An 18,734-nucleotide genomic window follows, 5' to 3' on the forward strand; every position below is an offset into this window, starting at 1 on the left:
TATGGCGATTCGTATGCCCAAGAACTGATAATGAAGGTTGGGGTTTAATCGTTTCCGAAAGAATGTTGGTGTCCAGCAAATAACGTAAAGTCATAATACTATTGTTCTGCCAGGGTCTTTGTCGCGTACATTTGAAAAAATTTTATCTATATCGCCTAGTTCCGATAAATTGACTGAACCGCGAAAATGTTGTAATCATTCCCAAAAATCAAATTTTGATTGCGTGGTTTTTTCTAAATTTTTGGTTTTCTGAGTTTGTAATAATGAACGTAATGCGTATTCAAGCAACATACGATTATCTACCATACCTGTCATATGTACGGCTTGATGAAAGAGTTGATCATCTATTACTGTATGGATATTCATAATTGATAGCCTCCCAAATGACTTAATATAAGGCGGGAAAAGCGCAAAGAAATACATGATAAAGGAACCATTTTAGAACATTTTTAGCCGCTACCACTTTTATTCAAACAGCCTCTCAAGAATATCGATATCAGTGGTTTTATTCGGGAGAATATTCATCTGTCCGGTAGGTGAAGGATTGCGCTAACGTTTGGACTAGCCCGCCCAATATCGCGCAGTGGGAAGATCAAGTCGAAAAGATGGGTGTCTTTTTTTCCCTTTCTTTCCTGGAGGTGAAGAAACGTGGTCTGTCCCTGAGGTATCCCCACAAATTACTCTGGCTCCCACGCTCCAGCGTGGGAGCTAAATCCAGACGCTCTAGCGTCATGAACCATTGGCCGATGTTGGTAGAACCCAGAGCGACCAACTCGATATAAAGTATTTTGTTCGCTTGATTCAAACCCACCATCCAGAAGTGTTCTTGACCTTGACCGATTTTATTCTCTCTACGGAGAATTTGGCGCATGATCAGGTAAATATCTTCCGCACCCTTTACGGCGACTTTTTGTTTTTTGGTTAGTTTGACTTCCATTGCAAGTCCTCTTATAGAGCAGCGGATGATCTCTTAAGATTGTATGCAGGCGCTTGAAAAAATGGAAAAGAAAAAGGAACCAGGTTCGATTTCTGAAAACTTTCCTACCTGTCCGCGATAAGAAAAAAGGTTAATTGAGCCTGGCCCCTTTTCCGCTTTTTGTTATGCGGCATTGTTCATATCTCACCCTGGGAACACTAGTACGGGCGGATGGCACTTAAGTGCTACTGCCAATTGTTTTGTTCGTTCTACACCCAGGTTAACGCGATTGTTCTCAATGGCCGAAATGGTGGATTGCGGAATGCCAGTTAACCTGGCTAGTTCGTTCTGGCTCATGTCTTGAAGTTCACGGATGATGCGAACCGACTCACCAACGCTAACATCAACCTGTCTTTCGGCTATTGGCTCTTTATGGATTCCGGACTGGTCGAAGAGGACGACAGTCGGTAGCACGATGACCGATGACGGAACGGGCAGTCTTTTCTCAACAACAACAGCAAGTTATACGACGCCCCTCTGGCTTGCTGAGAAGGCAAATTTGCGCAAAATATCCTAACCAGTCTGGAATCCATAAAGAGCCTTCCGCAATAGCAGAAAACGTGGTCTGTCCCTGAGGTATCCCCACGAAATTGACTCCAGAATCAGTGGCTTGCGTCTTACGGCGCGGCCTGGCCCATACCAAATACCGGTTGTTACAGTAACCGATTGATTTCAAAAGCTACTTTGTGGGGATACTTCAGGGTCTATCCCCGTTTCCCAGGAAAATAACCACAGAGGGCACAGAGAAAATAGAGAATTTTCTCCGTGTATTCTCTGTGTTCTCTGTGGTGTAAAAACGCAACCATGACAAAGCCTTTGGTTGGGGGAAACGTTAACGCCGTCTTGTCCGCTCCAGCGGACCGTGCCCTTCTATGCTGATATGCGACTTACCTGATCACTTGTCGACGCTGGAGCGTCGGGATTTGCTCCCACGCTGGAGCGTGGGAGCCAGCATGGAAAATGCCGAAATTTGTTGTGTGTTTTCCATGTCAACCCCCGGAAAACCAAGCAATTCCATGCGGGTAATCTGGCTAACGGCACATTTCTCAAGTAAATCAGGATACGGTTGCAATAAATTCGTTGCGTCCGGGAATGCTTTAAGTAAGCCGATCACAATATTAGTATCCAACAAATATTTAATCCCACTCATCACGCATGTCTCGTTGTAAAGTAACGGGATTGCCAGAAAAGAGAGTGGAATTTTTCAGTATACCAATAAATTCGTGCAATGAACGCTTAGGTGTGATAGTTGATTTCTCCAAAGGTTCGAGCAAGGTTAATAGTGCCCGCATAGCATGGCTGGGGTGTAGCGGTTCCAATAAGCGTACATTGCCATTTTTTTCAACAATTACCTCAACGGTTGAGAGCATGATTTTTCCTCTTCTCGTAATGCATTTTTAGTATCAGGTCTAACGGCTTGGCTTGGCTCAGGCACCCAATGCCGCGTGGCACCGAGCTTGAAAGTTGCCGAGGAGCCGGACCGGGACATTGGGTCACTTGCAGCCGAATATCAGGCGAATGAGCTGTGAAAAACGACCCATCAATTGAGCCTGGCCCCTTTTCCCTTCTCCTTGCAGGGGCATCCACCCGTGATCTCCGCAATGACGGCGCCAGGTTGGAAATCCTTGTAGTATCCCGGCAATCCATAGTAGCTTAGTAACACCAGAAGGTTATCGCAGACGAAGTAGTGACAGGTGACTGGCATTTCCTGTCCCAAAATCAATCCTGTGACATACCTATTGGCGGCAATAGCGCGATAGAGTTCGGTCATGCCCGGAAGGGTATTGGCGCCTTGCGGCCCGATACAGTGTAGGTAGGCTTCCATTCGCGTGCCGTCAGCTTTTGAGGTCGCGGCAATCTCTACTTTTCCCGACACGAATCTATAGTGCCGAAGCGGTTGATTGATATGTCTGCTGCGTAACGCGCTTAGAATGAATTCATTGTCCATTTCGCAGCTTGTCAGTGTTCCTAGCGATGGCCGGACCTTTCCATTCTCGACGGCACAATCTGCCAATAGCTCGAAGCCGGCAGAACCCATCTGCGCAGTCGCTGGCATATAAGAGAAAATAACAAACAGGAACGTGCAAACCATTAAGGCTCTTATGGTCACGGCAACTCTCCAGCGAAGTTCTTCTTTATATCCGGAGGTCTTGCATAGTCCACCCGAACAAAAAGCTTTCCTGCCTTTACAAGCTCAGAGATTGCGCCACCGGCATCTTTACTAATTGATCCTGATAAGTCTGCTATATCCTGCTTGAAGTCGTTGAAATTGCCGATAATCTCAACGCATCCAGCTGATCCCCACGCTTCTTCTGACAGATTCCTTGGTCCAGCGTGAATCAGAAACGAATCCCGCATCTGAATGGCACCGGAATACGGTGAATACCTATTTTGGGTTCCATAGTTGGGATTGTAGAACGTGACCTTTTTCTTGGGAAGCTGGTGTAGTCCAGCGTTTACCCACCCCCTGGTACTATAGTGTGGATCCGGTTTCTTAGGGTCATTCCAATACGGCATAAAACGCAACGCGGGCCATTCCTTTTTCACCTTCGCGCCTTTCGCATTTGTTCCCTCGATCAATACCTTGTAGACTGGTACATAATACAGTTCCATAAGGCCATTGTTGTCTCGGTCATGATTAGGGTAGGATCTGGCCCGGTAACGAATAGGTTTACTGCCGCCAGAGAAAGAAGATCGTATGTTGGATACAGTAATCAGTACTTCTCTCAGGCCAGTCATGCTCTATTCCTCGAATTATAGTGGCGTCGCAGATAAAGCCCATCAATTGAGCCTAGCCCCTTTTCCCTTTTCTCCGCCGCAACCAACGTACCTGCATTCTTGTGTAGGTTGGGGTGAGGGATAAACCCCAATGGCTTTGGTTCGACATGGCGATTTATTGGGGTTCGTTCCTCACCCCAACCTACGGGCTGCATTCCCACGCTGGAGCGTGGGAATGAGCTATTGGGTCGCAAACAAAGTGGGTGTCCTTTTAATTGTTCTTTAATTGCAGGGTCTGTCCCCTATTTCCTTTGGATACCTACAAAGTATTCACTTCCCAACGCAGCGAGTAGATACTTACGTTAGCCGCACCCAAGCATCGCACACGTGTTTCGTAGCGATGACCGGATTCTATGGTTACAGCAGGGTAGCGGATTCTGAATCCGGCAGAGTTTGTGGGGAAGTCCGAAAGCGGGAAGGTCATAGCTCCATACGTTTTGCCGCTCGTATAGTCGTAAATATCCGTATAGAGAACGTCGCCGCTACCTCTATTTCCGATTTCGCCAAACAATTTGGCTTTGAAAGTGCCGACACCGTCCAATCTCTCGTATGGACCAATTGAAAACCATAAACCCGTGTCATGTCGGTCGCGTATCCATTGCTTGAAATATGGATCCGTAACATAGCCTGGTGGGATTTGTCCTGTTTGCATACTCAATTGGTCGCCATGCCAAAACAGCACGTTAGTTCCCAAGCCGAGCTCTTCTGGCTCGATTGACATACGAAATTCTTCGTTGTCCTCACTAAGGATCGCGAAAGTCTCGTCTACGCCTACGTCATGTTTTTTATCGCTCATGGGGTTCTCCTCTTCTAGAATGACTAACATGCAATCAACGGCTTCTCCGCCGCAATTAAAGTACCTCTATTTATTGAACATGTCCCTAAATAGTAGGTACCGGTACCCAATGTCAGATACCTGAATATAGGAACCTACATTTAGATTCCCATATTTAGATACCCGTGATCATTATGCTTATGCTATTATAAAATCATCTCCAAGAACCCACGATTCCAAACCAAGCGCCACGACGTCTTCATATCGCCTCTCTGCTGGAGGCAGCCGTTAACCTCTATATAGCTGAACTTCTAAAATTCGATTCATTAACCTAAAATGCTTATCAATGGACGTATCGACCAACACATCCATTAATGGCGATCTCGTATTGTATTCAAGTCAATATCCAAGTCCACCTTCCCTTTGTATTTTTTGATTTCAGAAATGGTTGATTTTCGAATCAATTCCTGAAGCGCCTTAATAATTACTACAGCTTTTGTGTCAGAATGAGTGACCCTCATCGCCTCATTGAGCAGGTCTTCAGGCAAGTCAAGTGTTGTTCTCATATTCGCCTCCATAAGCAATATATGCATATTCATACCGTACTAAAAGTAAAGAAAGTAAAGCCATAGTCACTGCAATGCTAATAGGACAGGATTATCTTTTGAATGAAAAATCTTGTTAATCCTGGAAATCCTGTTAATCCTGTACCATTAGGACGAAAGCACGAATCACCAAGAATTGCTCCACATACCTCCCGCCACCTCAGGCGGCCTCGGCCATGCTCCTGCCATGCTCGATCATGTATTCGAATTCATGGCGGTAGTGCTTGAGGAAGCTCTGGACCGGCATGGCCGCGGCATCGCCCAGGGCGCAGATGGTACGCCCGCCGATGCGCGCCGCTACCCCATCCAGCAGGTCCAGGTCTTGGGGTCGGCCTTGTCCGTGGAGGATGCGATGCAGCACCCGGGACAGCCAGCCGGTTCCCTCACGGCAGGGGGTGCATTGGCCGCAGGACTCCGCGGCATAGAAATGGGACAGATTGGCCAGGACCTTGACCATGCAGGTCCCCTCGGCCATTACGATGACGGCCCCGGAGCCGAGCATGGAGCCTGCCTTGGCGATGGAATCATAGTCCATGTCCGTCTCCAACATGACCTCCCCCGGCATCACGGGCACCGAGGAGCCGCCGGGGATGACCGCCTTGAGCGCCTTCCCGTCCTTAACGCCGCCGGCCATCTCCAGCAGGTCTTTGAAGGGCGTACCCAGGGGGACCTCGAAGTTGGCGGGCTTATTGACATGACCCGTCACCGAGAACAACTTGGGACCGCCGCTGTTGGGCCGTCCCTGGTCCAGGAACCACTGACCGCCCTGCTCCAGGATGACGGGAACCGATGCCAGGGACTCGGTATTGTTGATGGTGGTGGGCCTGCCGTAAAGCCCTGCCTGGGCCGGGAACGGGGGTTTGGGGCGGGGCTGGCCCTTCTTGCCTTCGATGGACTCGAGCAGTGCCGTCTCCTCGCCGCAGATATAGGCGCCGGCCCCCAAGTGGACGTAGAGATCGAAATCTACGCCCGAACCCTGGATATCCTTACCGATCAGGCCCGCCTCGTAGGCCTCCCGCAGGGCGGTCTCGAAGCACGCGATGGGCTCGTAGAACTCACCGCGAATATAGTTGTAACCGACCGTGGCGCCGATGCAGTAGCCGGCAATCGCCATGCCCTCGATGAGCTGGTGGGGGTTGTAGCGCAGGATATCCCGGTCCTTGCAGGTGCCGGGCTCGCCTTCGTCCGAGTTGCAGACGATGTATTTCTGGCCCGGGGCAGTGCGGGGCATGAAGCTCCACTTGAGCCCGGTGGGAAATCCCGCGCCGCCGCGCCCACGCAGGGCGGAACGCTTGAGCTCCTCGATGACATCATCGGGGTCCGGTTTGTCCTTGAGGATCTTCTCCCACTGGACGTAGCCGCCGATGCCGCGGTAAGTCCCGAGGGAAGCCGGATCTTCCAGATACAGGGTGCGGAAGCAGACGCTGTTGTGAGTGGGGGACTGGACCATGGCCTCACTCCAACCCCGCGATCAGCGCGTCCAGCGCCTGAGCGGACAGGTTCTCGTGATAGGTCTTGCCGATGAGCACCGCGGGGGCATGGCGGCAGGCGCCCAGGCACTCCACCTCCTTGAAGGTGAATCTGCCGTCAGCCGTGGTTTGGCCGGGCTTGACACTGTACTTCTTCTCCAGGTGCGCGATCAGGTCCTCGGAGCCGGACAACATGCAGGAGATGCTGTTGCAGACGCATACTTTGTGCTTGGCCGTCGGCTCCAGGTCGTACATGCCGTAGAAGCTGGCGACCTCGTAGACCGCGATTTCGGGCATTTCGAGGTAGGCGGCCACGTCATCCATGAGTTCCCGACTCAGCCAGCCGCCGTTGGACTCCTGCACCAGGGTCAGGGTCGGCATGACTGCGGATTGCTTCCACTCGGGCGGGTATTTGGCGATGTGGCGGTCGATCTCGGCGCGGAGCTCGGGTGTGAACAGGGTCTCCTTGTCACAACCGGCGGGGACACTGAGGGGGGCCGTTCGGAAGCTCATCAGCGGTCGATCTCCCCGAATACGATGTCCATGGTGCCGATGACGGCGACCACATCCGCCAGCATGTGTCCCTTGGTCATCTCGTCCATGGCGGAGAGGTGGACGAACCCCGGCGCCCGGATCTTGAGTCGATAGGGCTTATTGGCACCGTCGGAGAGGATATAGCAACCGAACTCACCCTTCGGCGCCTCCACCGCGGCATAGACTTCGCCGGGAGGCGGACAGTAGCCCTCGGTGAAGAGCTTGAAATGATGGATCAGGGCCTCCATGCCGTCCTTCATTTCCGAGCGGGGAGGCGGTGCGACCTTGTGGTCGTCGATCATCACCGGGCCCGGATTGGCGCGCAGCCAATCCACGCACTGTTTGATGATCCGGTTGGACTGACGCAGCTCCTCGACCCGCACCAGGTAGCGGTCGTAGCAGTCGCCGTTTTGGCCCACCGGGATATCGAAATCCACCTGGTCATAGGCGGCGTAGGGCTGTTTCTTGCGCAGGTCCCAGGCAAAACCGGAGCCGCGGATCATGGGACCCGTGAAGCCGAGCTGCAGGGCGCGCTCGGGAGAGACGACGCCGATGCCGACCGTGCGCTGCTTCCAGATCCGGTTGTCGGTGAGCAGGGTTTCGTACTCGTCCACATAGGTCGGGAAGCGCTCGGTGAAGTCTTCGATGAAATCGAGCAGCGACCCGCCGCGGGCGGCGTTCTTGCGCTCCATATCCGCCTGGCTGTGATACTTGGTGGCCGCTTCCGAATAGCGGGGCATCCGGTTGGGCAGGTCCCGGTAGACGCCGCCGGGGCGGTAATAGCCGGCGTGCAGGCGGGCACCGGAGACCGCCTCGTAGCAGTCCAAAAGGTCCTCGCGCTCGCGAAAGCAATAGAGGAACATGGTCATGGCGCCTACATCGAGCCCATGGGACCCCAACCAGAGCAGGTGGTTCAGGATACGTGTGATCTCGTCGAACAGGGTGCGGATCCACTGAGCGCGTTCGGGGGCTGTAATCCCCAACAGCTTCTCGATGGCACGCACATAGCCGTGCTCGTTACACATCATGGACATGTAATCGAGCCGGTCCATATAGCCGATGCTCTGATTGAAGGGCTTGGACTCGGCGAGCTTCTCGGTGCCCCGGTGCAAGAGTCCGATGTGGGGATCGGCGCGGACGATCACCTCGCCGTCCAGCTCCAAGACTAGGCGCAGGACCCCGTGGGCCGCCGGGTGCTGGGGGCCGAAGTTGAGGGTGTAGTTGCGGATTTCAGGCATCTTGCTCAGACATCTTGCTCAGACATCCGGGGCATCCGGTGATGTGGCCGATCCGCCCTCACAGCGGGCATCGGCGCGGATGACGCGGGGCACCAGGGTCCGCGGCTCGATGCTCACGGGTTGGTAGACCACCCGCGCCTGCTCGGGATCGTAGCGCATCTCCACCTGCCCGACCAATGGAAAGTCCTTCCGGAACGGATGGCCCATAAAGCCATAATCGGTCAGGATACGTCGCAGGTCCGGGTGACCATCAAAGAGAATACCGAACAGATCGAAGGCCTCGCGCTCGAACCAGTCGGCCGACGACCAAACCGTCACCACCGAATCCACCATGGGCCGGGGCGCGCCGGCATACACCCGCACCCGCAGGCGCCGATTGTGAGTCAACGAGAGCAAATGGTAGACCACGGCGAAGCGCTTGGGATCCTCGATCTCCTCCAGCTCGAAACCGCGGGCGACACCACGACCGAAGCCGCTGCTCGAAGCCTCTGCCGTTACCCACTCCGAACGCCCGTAGACCGCATAGTCCACCCCACAGACGTCAATGAGCTGCTCGCAGCGAAAAGCCTCATGGTCGCGGAGCGCGGTGGCGACCGCGATCAAGGTTTGCCGGGGAACCACCAAGGTGACTTCACCCGGAGCGGTCAACACTCCGCAATCCTGGGCGCCGAAATGTTCGGTGAGCCCATCTGCCAGTGTATCCAACCTGGCGTCGCCGGTTTTCGATTCCTGGTATGACATGTGCAGATAACTGCTCAGCGGGCGATGGTGTTGGTACGGCGGATCTTGTTCTGGAGCTGGAGGATGCCGTACAAAAGGGCCTCCGCCGTCGGTGGGCAACCGGGAATATAGATATCCACCGGCACGATGCGATCACAACCCCGCACTACCGAGTAGGAGTAGTGATAATAGCCGCCGCCGTTGGCGCAGGAGCCCATGGAGATAACCCAGCGCGGCTCGGCCATCTGATCGTAGACTTTACGCAGGGCCGGCGCCATCTTGTTGCACAGGGTGCCGGCTACGATCATCACGTCGGACTGACGGGGACTGGGGCGGAAGACGATGCCGAAGCGATCGAGGTCATAGCGGGCGGCACCCGCATGCATCATCTCCACGGCGCAACAGGCCAAACCGAAGGTCATGGGCCACAGGGAACCGGTACGCGCCCAGTTGATCAGCTTATCCGCCGTGGTGGTAATCACACCCTGCTGGAGGATGCCCTCGATACCCATAACCGACCTCGCCAGTGATGGTTAGAAGCACAAGAACGGCAACGCCGCCGGTCCGCACCTTTATGCCGGGACCCTTATTCCCACTCCAGGGCCCCTTTCTTCCACTCGTAGATGAAGCCGACAACGAGAATGCCCAAGAAGACGACCATGGCGACAAAGCCGACCTTGCCTACGGCGTCCAGCACCACGGCCCAAGGAAAGAGGAAAGCGATTTCGAGATCGAAGATGATGAAGAGGATGGCGACGAGATAGTAGCGCACGTCGAACTTCATGCGCGCACTCTCGAAGGCCTTGAAGCCGCATTCGTAAGGGGCGTTTTTGGCCGCATCCGGACGCTGCTCGCCAAGCACGAAGCCCGCCGCGATGGCCCCGCCCCCAACCAAGATCCCAATCACCAGAAAGATCAGGATGGGCAGATAGTTTTCGAGCATCCCCCCTTCTCCTACCCCGCACGATGTAATTCTTATGATGGCAGGTGTAGCGGCGGAGTCTAGTGTAGTTCGTGCTCGCCTGTCAAGCCGCCTTTCCGCTGATAATTATCCTATTTTTCATGTAATTAGCCCTTATCCCCTAGTACCCAATTCACCTGATTTTACTGGTTGTCATTGCGAGCGAAGCGAGAAATCCTTGTCCCGACGAAGGAGGGATCTTGTAACTTTGTGGTTGTCTCATCGCCAAAGATCCCTCGCTACGCTCGGGACAAGGATCTCTCCCTGCGGTCGAGATGACAAATGACAATCGGCAAAATTGGATGAAACGGGGTGCTAGGATGTGTTGACATTTAGGGTTAAAACGGATCCGAGCATCGGATTGCGTTACGCCGCGTTCGGCACGGTGCCTGTTCGGGTGCAAGACACCTGCGGCGCGGAGTCGAGGTTCACGCGGCGCGGGAACAAGAGAGAATCAATGGGTTAGTTAGACAGCCTCTTAGGCATTGCTGTGCTCGATCAAGGCGCCCGGTATTACAGGCCGTCGCGTCGTGTATCGGATCGATATCCCCGTAGGCCCTGCTTTTCTTCGTCGTCGAGCTCGGATAGGCTGGCGCGGCGGCACAGGAGTTCAAACTTGGCGTCTCTGGCCTCGGCGTTGAGGGCCTTGATAGCGCCGCACAGATCGGCCGCCCGCCCCGCTTCGGGGATGCCGGCGAGCAGTGCAGGATCGGTGAGCCGGCTCAGATAATGCCGGTAACCCTCATCCAGGCTGTCTTCCAGGTGGTGGACGAGTTGGGCGGTGGTGAGCTCGGGGTCGGCGGCAATCCGTTCGAGCAGCTCGGACAGTAACTTGAGGCCGGGTTGGTCGAGGGTCTTCCAGTCATCGTCCAGCTCGGCTAACTGCGCGGCCAGCCGCGGCTGTTGCAGGACCAGGGCGACCACCAGCCATTCCCGGGGTGGCCGTTTGTGGGGTTCCGGCGATCCGGTGCGTCTCCTGCCGGCACCCGTGCCGGTATCGAGGCGGTTGCGGGCTACGCCCACCAGCTTGGCGAGGCGAGTGCCCAACATGTCACGAAATAGGCCGGCGGGGACTCGGTCCAGCAGGGGCTTGGCCAGGGTCGCCAAGCGGGCGCGACCGTCCAGGCTGGACATGTCGACCTGAGCGGCGAGGCGGTCGAACAGAAAATCGGACAGGGGCGTCGCGGTATCTAGGTGCTGCTCGAATTCGGTGCGGCCTTGGCACCGAATCAGGGTATCCGGGTCGTCGCCCTCGGGCAGGAATAGGAAGCCGATCTGCTGGCGGCCGGTGGCCAGCGGCAAGGCGGTCTCCAGGGCCTTCCAAGCGGCATCGCGCCCGGCGCGGTCGCCGTCGAAGCAGAATATCAGCTCCGGGGCGGCGCGCAGGAGCAGCCGCAGATGCTCGGCGCTGGTGGCGGTGCCCAGGGTGGCGACGGCATAGGTGATGCCGAATTGGGCCAGGGCGATGACATCCAGGTAGCCTTCGACCACCAGCAGGCGCTCGAGTCTACGCTTGGCCTGCTGGGCCTCATACAGCCCGTAGAGCTCGCGGCCCTTGTGAAAGACAGGGGTCTCGGGCGAGTTCAGGTATTTGGGCTTTTCGTCGCCGAGCACCCGGCCTCCGAAGCCGATGACTCGGCCCCGGCGGTCGCGGATGGGGAACATGATCCGGTCGCGAAAGCGGTCGTAGCGCCTGCCGTCCTGCTCGATTACGAGTCCGCCCTGGAGCAGGCGCTCGCGGACCTGGGCGCTGCCGCCGAGGGTCCCGAGTAGGAAATCCCAGCCGGGTGGTGCGAACCCGAGCCCGAAGGCGGCGGCCACCTCCCCGCTCAGGCCGCGACCTTTGAGATATTCCACGGCCCGGGGAGCCGAGGGGTGTTGGCGTAGCTGGCGGCGATAGAGCTGAGCCGTTTGGTCAAGCAGGTCGTAGAGTGGACGCAGATCCGGACCTGCCCGGACACCCTCCCCATCGACAGGGATCTCCATACCGGCCTGTTGTGCCAGCTCCTCCACCGCCTCGCGGAACTCCTGGCGCTCGTACTCCATCAGGAAGCCGATGGCGCTGCCGTGGGCACCACAGCCGAAGCAATGGTAGAACTGCTTGTCGGGGCTGACGGTGAAGGACGGGGTCTTCTCGTCGTGAAACGGGCAGCAGGCCTGGTAGTCCTTCCCAGCCTTGCGCAGGGAGACCCGGCTATTGATGAGATTGACGATGTCGGTGCGGGCGAGCAGGGCGTCGATGAATTCGGGAGGGATCCTGCCGGCCATGGGTCAAAGCGAGCAGCAGCGGTAACCAGTACGGATGTTCTCAACTACCGATAACATCGAGCCGGAGCCTCAGGGAAAAGTTAGCCGCAAACAAACGCAAATGGCCGCAAATCGACGAAAACGGACCTGGAACCGTCACCGATGGCGAGCTGATTATGACCACTTTGCGTCTATTTGCGCTCATTCGCGGCAAACGAATCATTCCCATGTTATCGGTACTTCGGCACTGTTGTACTCGCCCCACAAATTACCGGCAGTGAAAAGCGGAGCTCGTTAGGTTGGGCAAAGCCGGTAGGATGTGGTGAGCGCCTGCCTACCGCCCCAGGGATGCCTGCCTGTGCGTCCCACACGCAGACAGGCCGGTACGGCAGACAGGGGGCAGGTAGGCAGCGAACCGCATCTTTGGACGGCAGCGTGCCCAACAAATCATTTAAATATTAACCACCACCCGATAATCGCCTCCGTAGCTGTGAAGCGGTAGTGCCGTAGGATGCGGTGAGCGCGCTAGGTCTTACAGGATGGCACCACGAGGAGGCGCGAACCGCATCGATGGACGCCCGTAACGAACCGCATCAACCCTCATTGCGCTCGTTCCCACGCTCCAGCGTGGGAACGTCGTCTTGTCCGCTCCAGCGGACGCAGCTCTTCTGTGCTGATAGACATTGGTGGTTAGCCTACCGAGGCGCTTAATCGACGCTGGAGCATCGGGATCTGCTCCCACGCTGGAGCGTGGGAGCCAGCCGAACCACAACTCACCAGCAGCGAAAAGCAGAGCGAGGAACGAGCGGTGCTTTTTCCTGCCCGAGCGCACTCGCCTTGTTAAGTATTTTCTATCTTTATGACAAGTGTGCCTGCCATCATATCGTGCAGACCTTGCTTCCTCTTTGTCCAGCCAACCATCATATATCCGATACCGAGGATTAACGCAGAGATGAATGATGCGAAGTACCGGCCTGTAGCTCTGCCAAAAGAAATACGATTGCCATTTTTATCGACAACCTTCAAGTTCACGACTTTTTTCCCGACCGACGCTTGCCATGATGATGAATGCAGTGCTGCAAAATAAATCCAGTACACGATTATATTGAGAATAGCACCCATCAGTTCTACCACCGCTATCTCCATCTCATCAGTTGCGGGTGTCACTGCACGAAATAGAAACGAGATAAGTAGTACAGGGATAAGTAGGACCACCATATCAATAAAGGAAGCTCCTACCCGTATCCAGAACCCCCCAAATCGAGTTGCCTCGTTTATTTCATAATGCGTTTGTGTATTCATTGCTATCTAATCCTCTTATTGAGACCTTGAAAAACGCTTTCTAGCAATTTTTCAAGACACAAAATCAAAACGGCAGGGCATTCTCGTTCCCTACGGATACCTTAAGTTTTAAAGTGCCCGTGAAGAGTAGCAAGAGGAGACGTCAGCCCGCGAGGCGTTCCTTGACCAGCCTGCTGACGACGCCCATGTCCACCCGGCCTTGGGCCTGGGGTTTGATCCGACCCATGACCTTGCCCATGTCCTGCATGGAGGTGGCCGCTACGGCGGTGATGGCCTCGTCGACCAGTGCAATCAACTCGTCTTCACCCAGAGCCGCGGGCAGGTACTCTTGGCAGATACCAACCTCGTAGGCTTCCTGCTCGGCCAGATCTTGCCGGTTCGCCTTGGTGTATTGCTCACGAGCATCGCGCCGCTGCTTGACCAGCTTGTCGAGCACCGCCAGGACCTTGGGTGTCGTCGAGCTCGATCCGCTCGTCTACCTCCCGCTGCTTGATCGCGGCGAGTATGAGGCGGATGACGCCGAGCCGGCGTTTGTCGCCCGCCTTCAGGGCGGCCTTCATGTCATCTTGGATGCGCTGTTTGAGCATGGATGTGTGCCCTGTGGAGTCCGGCTCAGTAGAGGCGATCCCAACGCCGATTCTCGCGCTGTAGCTTTTTGTGATGGCGCTTGACGGCGGCGGCTTTTTTGCGCTTGCGCTCCGCGGTGGGTTTCTCGTAGAACTCGCGGCGGCGCACCTCCGCCAGGACGCCGGCCTTCTCGCAGGAACGCTTGAAACGACGCATGGCGACTTCGAAAGGTTCATTTTCCTTTACGCGGACATTGGGCATGAAACAGGTTTCCTCGTTTGGTCGCTCGTAATGGCTGAGATAAAGTAAAATATGATACTTGAATCGTTTGCAGCCTTGCAAAGGCGTTGCAAAGCAATCCTGAATGATTTGGCGCTGTTTGGGGAAGCGGACGTGTTGCGTTCGACGCACAAGGGCGCGCTGATCGTCTGCCAGGTCAGTACCGGCGTCGGTAGTGGTAAATTTTTAACTGATAGATTGGCTGATAGCGCCCGTTAGGATGCGGTGAGCGCGGTATACCGCCTCATGGATGGCACCGACTGTCGGCGCGAACCGCACCGCCGGATGGTCCGTGCCCGACAGTGCGCACGCGCTTTCGGGATTCGATTACGGGCACCTTTTTCGTCAACGGCATGCTTGAATAAGCAACGGGTTAGAGCCGCCTGATCGCTGAAAATACCTATTTTTTCAAGGTGCCTTTAGGGGGGTTGATGCGGTTGCTACGGGCGTCCATCGATGCGGTTCGCGCCTCCGCGTGGTGCCATCCTGTAAGACCTACCGCGCTCACCGCATCCTACGGCACTACCGCTTCACAGCAGCAGCAATAGATATCCATCATGCGGGTGCTGGGCATCGAGACCTCGTGTGACGAGACGGGCGTGGGCGTCTTCGACGGTGACCGCGGTCTGCTCGCCCACGCCGTCTACAGCCAGGTGGAGATCCACGCCGAGTACGGCGGCGTGGTGCCGGAGCTCGCCTCCCGTGACCATGTGCGCAAGACCCTGCCGCTGATCCGGCAGGTCTTGCGTGAGGCCGGGCTGCCCAAGGAATCCATCGACGGCGTGGCCTTTACCGCAGGCCCCGGGCTGATCGGCGCCCTGCTGGTGGGGGCCGCTGTCGGCCGCGCCCTGGCCTGGGCCTGGGGCGTACCCGCGATCGGTATCCACCACATGGAGGGTCACTTGCTCGCCCCCATGCTGGAGGCGCCGGCACCTGCTTTTCCCTTTGTCGCCCTGCTGGTGTCCGGCGGTCACACCCAGCTCCTGGAGGCCGCGGCGATCGGCCGCTACCGCCTGCTCGGGGAGTCCCTAGACGATGCCGCCGGGGAGGCCTTCGACAAGACCGCCAAGATCCTCGGGCTGCCCTACCCCGGCGGTCCTGCCCTGGCGAGACTGGCGGAGCATGGGGACCCGCAGCGTTACCGATTCCCGCGGCCCATGACCGATCGTCCGGGACTGGATTTCAGCTTCAGCGGGCTCAAGACCTTTACCCTGAACACCTTGCAGCGGGAGACGGCACGGACCCATGATCCGGCACGGACCCGGGCCGACATCGCCCGCGCCTTCGAAGAGGCGGCGGTGGATACCCTGGTCATCAAGTGCCGCCGCGCCCTGCGCCAATGCGCGAACAGGCGCCTGGTGGTGGCCGGCGGCGTGGGCGCGAATCGACGCCTGCGGGCGCGGCTGGACGCCATGGCGGCGCAGGAGGACACTGAGGTCTTCTATCCGCGACCGGAATTCTGTACCGACAATGGGGCCATGATCGCCTACGCCGGCTGGCAACGGCTGCGCGCCGGTCAAGCCGAGCCCCTAGCCTTCACGCCCAGATCGCGTTGGTCCATGGAAGAGCTGCCGCCGGTTTGAGCGCTTGCCCGGCATACGAGAGCGTAGGATGCGGTGAGCGCGGTGGTTCTGAGCCTGCCGGTCGGTGCGCGCACTCCCCGCGCGAACCGCATCAATGGTGTGGTGAGCGTCTGCCTACCGCCCCAGGAGGGTGTCGCAAAAGGCACCGATCTCGCCCTTTGACCCCTCTCCCCAACCCCTCTCCCGGCGGGAGAGGGGCTTTTGCGACACCCTCCCCAGGGACGGGGCGGGCGGGCAGCGAACCGCATCTTTGGACGGTGGGCATGCCCACACTGGTTGGGCACGGGCAGTTCATTGATGCGGTTCGCGCCTCCTCGTGGTGCCAGCCTGTAAGACCTACCGCACTCACCGCATCCTACGGGCGATCAGGGCCTTTTTTCGGGATCGGTGAGCTTGGCCTCGGCACCGGACATCAGGTTCCGGATGTTGCTGCGGTGACGCCAGAACAGGCTCAGGCTGATGAGTACCTGCATCCAGATCAGTAGGGGCTCCGGCCGGAAGATCCAGACCACGACCGGCGCCAGGGCCATGCTGACCAAGCCGGAGACCGAGGAGATCTTCAGCAACTTGGCGACGACCAACCAGATGGCAGCCACCGTAAGCCCGATGGGCCAGTAGAGTCCGAATTGTACCCCCAGCGCCGTCGCGACCCCCTTCCCCCCTCGAAACCCGAAGAACACCGGATACAGGTGGCCGAGGAAGACCGCCAGCCCGGTTGCCGCCAGCAACCCCGGGCCCGCATCGAGCAGTTGGCCGACCAACATCGGTATCAGTCCCTTGAGGCCGTCACCCAGGAGGGTGATGGCCCCGGCCCGTTTCCCACCGATGCGCAGCACATTGGTCGCGCCGGGGTTGCTCGAGCCCTGGGTCCGCGGATCCGGCAGGCCCATCAGCCGGCACACGATGATGGCACTGGAGACAGAGCCCAGCAGATAGGCACCGATAACGAGGAGTAGGTCTGCAATCATGGCATCCCATTGGAATCCCAATCCGGGTAGAGGTCAAGCCGACCGGAGGAGAGATTCCGTACCTGTCAGTTGCCCTTGGTGGCCGGTCCAGCCCTCGGGATGTTAGCATCTTGGGATATCCTTAAGCTGAGCATCGGAATGCCGCAAACGGTAATCCATCCATGGGCCTCTCACGCATCCGTGTCGACCACTTCACAGCATTCGATACCCTCGACCTTGATCTTTCGCCCGGGGTCAACGTCTTGGTCGGGGCGAATGCAACGGGCAAAACTCACTTGATGAAGATCGCCTATGCCGCTTGCGATATCACCAAGACCCGGCTGGACTTCGCCGAGAAGCTGGTGCGTGTCTTTCTTCCATCCGGTCGTGCCCTGGGGCGTTTGGTGAAACGCCGGCAGGGGGGCTCTCAGGGCATGGCGGAGATTTTTCGGGGCAAGCACAAGTTGCGGGTATCTTTCACCAATCACGGGAAGGCACCGGAGTCCGCGACAGTAACAGGTAGCAAGCGCTGGGGGACAAAGCCGATCGAGTGTGTATACATTCCGGTCAAGGAGATGCTGTCCAATGCGCCGGGGTTTCGGTCACTCTATGCACAACGAGAAGTTCACTTCGAGGAGATCTACGCGGATATCCTGGATCGCGCCTATCGACCGGCCCTGCGTGGCCCGATGGACGACCAGCGCAAGCAATTACTCACCATGATTCAGCACGCCATGGAAGGTAAAATCGTGCTCAAGGAAGAAGAATTCTTCCTGCGCAACAAACAGGGAAATCTGGAATTCACTCTGCTTGCGGAGGGCATGCGAAAGCTTGGCCTCCTGTGGCTGTTGATCCAGAATGGAACTCTGCTGCGCGGCTCCGTGCTATTTTGGGATGAGCCGGAGACGAATCTCAATCCCAAACAGTTCGGTGCACTGATTGAAATCCTCCTTGAGTTACAACGTCTCGGGGTCCAGGTATTCCTGGCGACCCATGATTATGCCATCCTCAAGGAACTGGATCTTCGGCGACAAGAGAGGGATCAAATCCTATTCCACGCGCTGCACCGGGACAAAAATTCGGGTGAGATCGGTTGTTACAGCACGTCTGCATTCCTGGACATCCATCCGAACGCAATCCTCGATGCCTTCGCTGATCTCTATGACCGCGAAGTCAAACGTAGCCTCGGGGATATGACCCAGTGACCACCCTGCGGGAGCGGAACATCGAGATCGAGATCCCGGATGCCCTCAATGGGCGTAAGTTCGACGACCGGACACATGGTCTTTCGCATTGCATGAAGGCTGTGGATTTCATCGTCGAGCTGACCGACCGTATCCTGTTCATCGAGATCAAGAATCCGCCCGATACCGCGTCATTGCCACCTAACGCCAAAGGCGATTATGTCGAACAATTCCTTAGCGGTGGTGAGGATGCTGAGTTCTATTACAAGTGTCGGGACTCATTCCTCTACGAATGGGCGGCCAAACGGACCAAAAAGCCGATCTATTATCTGATCTTGGTAGCCTTCGCACGTTTGACCAAGGCGGATCTTGTCGCCCGAACCGAGGCGCTCAAGCGCAAGCTGCCTGTGGTGGATGCGGTGCCGGAAACAGCAGGCTGGCAAGGTTCCTTCGTCGCCGGATGCGCCGTGTTCAACCTTGATACCTGGAACCAGGCGTTTCCGACATATTCCGCCCGGCGCATTTCGGCATAGGGCCAGAAGCCATATCTGCGCTTGTCAGACGGTGAA

Annotated in this window: 23 protein-coding genes and 1 pseudogene; 4 read left to right on the forward strand and 20 right to left on the reverse strand. The window is 56.7% G+C overall.

The window, feature by feature from the left end; genetic code table 11:
- Nucleotides 1-195 precede the first annotated feature (195 nt).
- The 19 genes and pseudogenes from E1958_RS04150 to rpsU form a co-directional block, all read right to left on the reverse strand.
- On the reverse strand, nucleotides 196-366 hold the full coding sequence (locus tag E1958_RS04150) for a type II toxin-antitoxin system VapB family antitoxin (RefSeq protein ID WP_165741713.1): 171 nt from the start codon (nucleotides 364-366) through the stop codon (nucleotides 196-198).
- 226 nt (nucleotides 367-592) lie between these two features.
- Nucleotides 593-937 carry an MPN domain-containing protein gene (locus tag E1958_RS20765; protein WP_207787663.1) on the reverse strand — a complete coding sequence of 115 codons (345 nt, stop codon included), beginning with the start codon at nucleotides 935-937 and terminating at the stop codon, nucleotides 593-595.
- Between the two features lie 183 nt (nucleotides 938-1,120).
- A complete protein-coding gene (locus E1958_RS21605) occupies nucleotides 1,121-1,354 on the reverse strand; it encodes a helix-turn-helix domain-containing protein (protein ID WP_133510789.1) in 234 nt (77 codons plus the stop codon).
- A gap of 517 nt (nucleotides 1,355-1,871) precedes the next feature.
- Nucleotides 1,872-2,126, reverse strand: a complete 255-nt coding sequence (locus E1958_RS04165) for a PIN domain-containing protein (RefSeq protein ID WP_133510742.1) — start codon at nucleotides 2,124-2,126, stop codon at nucleotides 1,872-1,874.
- Nucleotides 2,113-2,346: a hypothetical protein gene (locus E1958_RS04170; protein WP_133510743.1), complete on the reverse strand. Its 234-nt coding sequence runs from the start codon at nucleotides 2,344-2,346 to the stop codon at nucleotides 2,113-2,115. Before E1958_RS04170 ends, E1958_RS04165 begins: the two co-directional genes overlap by 14 nt.
- Nucleotides 2,347-2,516: 170 nt before the next feature.
- A complete protein-coding gene (locus E1958_RS04175) occupies nucleotides 2,517-3,086 on the reverse strand; it encodes a hypothetical protein (protein WP_133510744.1) in 570 nt (189 codons plus the stop codon).
- Nucleotides 3,083-3,589 carry a hypothetical protein gene (locus E1958_RS04180; protein WP_207787665.1) on the reverse strand — a complete coding sequence of 169 codons (507 nt, stop codon included), beginning with the start codon at nucleotides 3,587-3,589 and terminating at the stop codon, nucleotides 3,083-3,085. The genes E1958_RS04175 and E1958_RS04180 overlap by 4 nt, the downstream gene beginning before the upstream one ends.
- Before the next feature lie 424 nt (nucleotides 3,590-4,013).
- Nucleotides 4,014-4,550, reverse strand: a complete 537-nt coding sequence (locus E1958_RS04185; RefSeq protein WP_133510745.1) for a hypothetical protein — start codon at nucleotides 4,548-4,550, stop codon at nucleotides 4,014-4,016.
- A 350-nt stretch (nucleotides 4,551-4,900) separates the two neighbouring features.
- Entirely contained in the window at nucleotides 4,901-5,095 is a 195-nt protein-coding gene (locus tag E1958_RS04190; RefSeq protein ID WP_133510746.1) for a type II toxin-antitoxin system VapB family antitoxin, read from the reverse strand.
- 199 nt (nucleotides 5,096-5,294) lie between these two features.
- Nucleotides 5,295-6,584, reverse strand: a complete 1,290-nt coding sequence (nuoF, locus tag E1958_RS04195) for an NADH-quinone oxidoreductase subunit NuoF (RefSeq protein WP_133510747.1) — start codon at nucleotides 6,582-6,584, stop codon at nucleotides 5,295-5,297.
- Between the two features lie 4 nt (nucleotides 6,585-6,588).
- Nucleotides 6,589-7,116 carry an NADH-quinone oxidoreductase subunit NuoE family protein gene (locus E1958_RS04200; RefSeq protein WP_133510748.1) on the reverse strand — a complete coding sequence of 176 codons (528 nt, stop codon included), beginning with the start codon at nucleotides 7,114-7,116 and terminating at the stop codon, nucleotides 6,589-6,591.
- Complete coding sequence (locus E1958_RS04205; protein ID WP_133510749.1) at nucleotides 7,116-8,375, reverse strand: NADH-quinone oxidoreductase subunit D; 1,260 nt, start codon at nucleotides 8,373-8,375, stop codon at nucleotides 7,116-7,118. The genes E1958_RS04200 and E1958_RS04205 overlap by 1 nt, the downstream gene beginning before the upstream one ends.
- An 18-nt stretch (nucleotides 8,376-8,393) precedes the next feature.
- Complete coding sequence (locus E1958_RS04210; protein ID WP_133510750.1) at nucleotides 8,394-9,116, reverse strand: NADH-quinone oxidoreductase subunit C; 723 nt, start codon at nucleotides 9,114-9,116, stop codon at nucleotides 8,394-8,396.
- A 14-nt stretch (nucleotides 9,117-9,130) separates the two neighbouring features.
- Nucleotides 9,131-9,607, reverse strand: a complete 477-nt coding sequence (locus E1958_RS04215) for a NuoB/complex I 20 kDa subunit family protein (protein WP_089726532.1) — start codon at nucleotides 9,605-9,607, stop codon at nucleotides 9,131-9,133.
- A 74-nt stretch (nucleotides 9,608-9,681) separates the two neighbouring features.
- Nucleotides 9,682-10,038 (reverse strand): NADH-quinone oxidoreductase subunit A, encoded by a 357-nt coding sequence (locus E1958_RS04220; RefSeq protein ID WP_133510751.1) that lies wholly within the window; start codon nucleotides 10,036-10,038, stop codon nucleotides 9,682-9,684.
- 531 nt (nucleotides 10,039-10,569) lie between these two features.
- Nucleotides 10,570-12,324 carry a DNA primase gene (gene dnaG, locus E1958_RS04225; protein WP_133510752.1) on the reverse strand — a complete coding sequence of 585 codons (1,755 nt, stop codon included), beginning with the start codon at nucleotides 12,322-12,324 and terminating at the stop codon, nucleotides 10,570-10,572.
- 819 nt (nucleotides 12,325-13,143) lie between these two features.
- Nucleotides 13,144-13,605, reverse strand: a complete 462-nt coding sequence (locus E1958_RS04230) for an RDD family protein (RefSeq protein ID WP_133510753.1) — start codon at nucleotides 13,603-13,605, stop codon at nucleotides 13,144-13,146.
- A 142-nt stretch (nucleotides 13,606-13,747) separates the two neighbouring features.
- A pseudogene (locus E1958_RS04235) lies at nucleotides 13,748-14,192 on the reverse strand (GatB/YqeY domain-containing protein).
- Nucleotides 14,193-14,217: 25 nt separating this feature from the next.
- The gene (rpsU, locus tag E1958_RS04240) at nucleotides 14,218-14,433 is read right to left on the reverse strand and encodes a 30S ribosomal protein S21 (RefSeq protein ID WP_089729578.1); all 216 of its coding nucleotides are present in this window, start codon (nucleotides 14,431-14,433) and stop codon (nucleotides 14,218-14,220) included.
- Nucleotides 14,434-14,484: 51 nt separating this feature from the next.
- Here rpsU and E1958_RS04245 point away from each other — a divergent pair, with 51 nt between their 5' ends.
- Complete coding sequence (locus E1958_RS04245; RefSeq protein WP_133510754.1) at nucleotides 14,485-14,670, forward strand: hypothetical protein; 186 nt, start codon at nucleotides 14,485-14,487, stop codon at nucleotides 14,668-14,670.
- 338 nt (nucleotides 14,671-15,008) lie between these two features.
- Complete coding sequence (gene tsaD / locus E1958_RS04250) at nucleotides 15,009-16,034, forward strand: tRNA (adenosine(37)-N6)-threonylcarbamoyltransferase complex transferase subunit TsaD (RefSeq protein ID WP_133510755.1); 1,026 nt, start codon at nucleotides 15,009-15,011, stop codon at nucleotides 16,032-16,034.
- Nucleotides 16,035-16,399: 365 nt separating this feature from the next.
- On the opposite strand, the gene plsY is transcribed toward tsaD, so the two are convergent.
- Nucleotides 16,400-17,002: a glycerol-3-phosphate 1-O-acyltransferase PlsY gene (plsY, locus tag E1958_RS04255; RefSeq protein ID WP_133510756.1), complete on the reverse strand. Its 603-nt coding sequence runs from the start codon at nucleotides 17,000-17,002 to the stop codon at nucleotides 16,400-16,402.
- A gap of 161 nt (nucleotides 17,003-17,163) precedes the next feature.
- Here plsY and E1958_RS04260 point away from each other — a divergent pair, with 161 nt between their 5' ends.
- Together E1958_RS04260 and E1958_RS04265 are read left to right on the forward strand one after the other, a co-directional pair.
- Nucleotides 17,164-18,186: an AAA family ATPase gene (locus E1958_RS04260; protein WP_133510757.1), complete on the forward strand. Its 1,023-nt coding sequence runs from the start codon at nucleotides 17,164-17,166 to the stop codon at nucleotides 18,184-18,186.
- On the forward strand, nucleotides 18,183-18,698 hold the full coding sequence (locus E1958_RS04265; protein ID WP_133510758.1) for a hypothetical protein: 516 nt from the start codon (nucleotides 18,183-18,185) through the stop codon (nucleotides 18,696-18,698). The genes E1958_RS04260 and E1958_RS04265 overlap by 4 nt, the downstream gene beginning before the upstream one ends.
- Nucleotides 18,699-18,734: the final 36 nt, after the last annotated feature.

This window comes from Candidatus Thiosymbion oneisti, assembly GCF_004359955.1.
Lineage (GTDB): Bacteria > Pseudomonadota > Gammaproteobacteria > Chromatiales > Chromatiaceae > Thiosymbion > Thiosymbion oneisti.

Bases quoted from the DNA above. Each gene is read 5' to 3' on its own strand.
- E1958_RS04200 (WP_133510748.1), bottom strand. From the start codon at position 7,116: ATGAGCTTCCGAACGGCCCCCCTCAGTGTCCCCGCCGGTTGTGACAAG.
- E1958_RS04220 (WP_133510751.1), bottom strand. From the start codon at position 10,038: ATGCTCGAAAACTATCTGCCCATCCTGATCTTTCTGGTGATTGGGATC.
- tsaD (WP_133510755.1), top strand. From the start codon at position 15,009: ATGCGGGTGCTGGGCATCGAGACCTCGTGTGACGAGACGGGCGTGGGC.
- E1958_RS04180 (WP_207787665.1), bottom strand. From the start codon at position 3,589: ATGGAACTGTATTATGTACCAGTCTACAAGGTATTGATCGAGGGAACA.
- E1958_RS04185 (WP_133510745.1), bottom strand. From the start codon at position 4,550: ATGAGCGATAAAAAACATGACGTAGGCGTAGACGAGACTTTCGCGATC.
- E1958_RS04165 (WP_133510742.1), bottom strand. From the start codon at position 2,126: ATGAGTGGGATTAAATATTTGTTGGATACTAATATTGTGATCGGCTTA.
- E1958_RS04260 (WP_133510757.1), top strand. From the start codon at position 17,164: ATGGGCCTCTCACGCATCCGTGTCGACCACTTCACAGCATTCGATACC.
- E1958_RS04210 (WP_133510750.1), bottom strand. From the start codon at position 9,116: ATGTCATACCAGGAATCGAAAACCGGCGACGCCAGGTTGGATACACTG.
- E1958_RS04205 (WP_133510749.1), bottom strand. From the start codon at position 8,375: ATGCCTGAAATCCGCAACTACACCCTCAACTTCGGCCCCCAGCACCCG.
- plsY (WP_133510756.1), bottom strand. From the start codon at position 17,002: ATGATTGCAGACCTACTCCTCGTTATCGGTGCCTATCTGCTGGGCTCT.
- E1958_RS04170 (WP_133510743.1), bottom strand. From the start codon at position 2,346: ATGCTCTCAACCGTTGAGGTAATTGTTGAAAAAAATGGCAATGTACGC.
- E1958_RS20765 (WP_207787663.1), bottom strand. From the start codon at position 937: ATGGAAGTCAAACTAACCAAAAAACAAAAAGTCGCCGTAAAGGGTGCG.
- E1958_RS04190 (WP_133510746.1), bottom strand. From the start codon at position 5,095: ATGAGAACAACACTTGACTTGCCTGAAGACCTGCTCAATGAGGCGATG.
- E1958_RS04230 (WP_133510753.1), bottom strand. From the start codon at position 13,605: ATGAATACACAAACGCATTATGAAATAAACGAGGCAACTCGATTTGGG.
- nuoF (WP_133510747.1), bottom strand. From the start codon at position 6,584: ATGGTCCAGTCCCCCACTCACAACAGCGTCTGCTTCCGCACCCTGTAT.
- dnaG (WP_133510752.1), bottom strand. From the start codon at position 12,324: ATGGCCGGCAGGATCCCTCCCGAATTCATCGACGCCCTGCTCGCCCGC.
- E1958_RS04150 (WP_165741713.1), bottom strand. From the start codon at position 366: ATGAATATCCATACAGTAATAGATGATCAACTCTTTCATCAAGCCGTA.
- rpsU (WP_089729578.1), bottom strand. From the start codon at position 14,433: ATGCCCAATGTCCGCGTAAAGGAAAATGAACCTTTCGAAGTCGCCATG.
- E1958_RS04245 (WP_133510754.1), top strand. From the start codon at position 14,485: ATGATACTTGAATCGTTTGCAGCCTTGCAAAGGCGTTGCAAAGCAATC.
- E1958_RS04215 (WP_089726532.1), bottom strand. From the start codon at position 9,607: ATGGGTATCGAGGGCATCCTCCAGCAGGGTGTGATTACCACCACGGCG.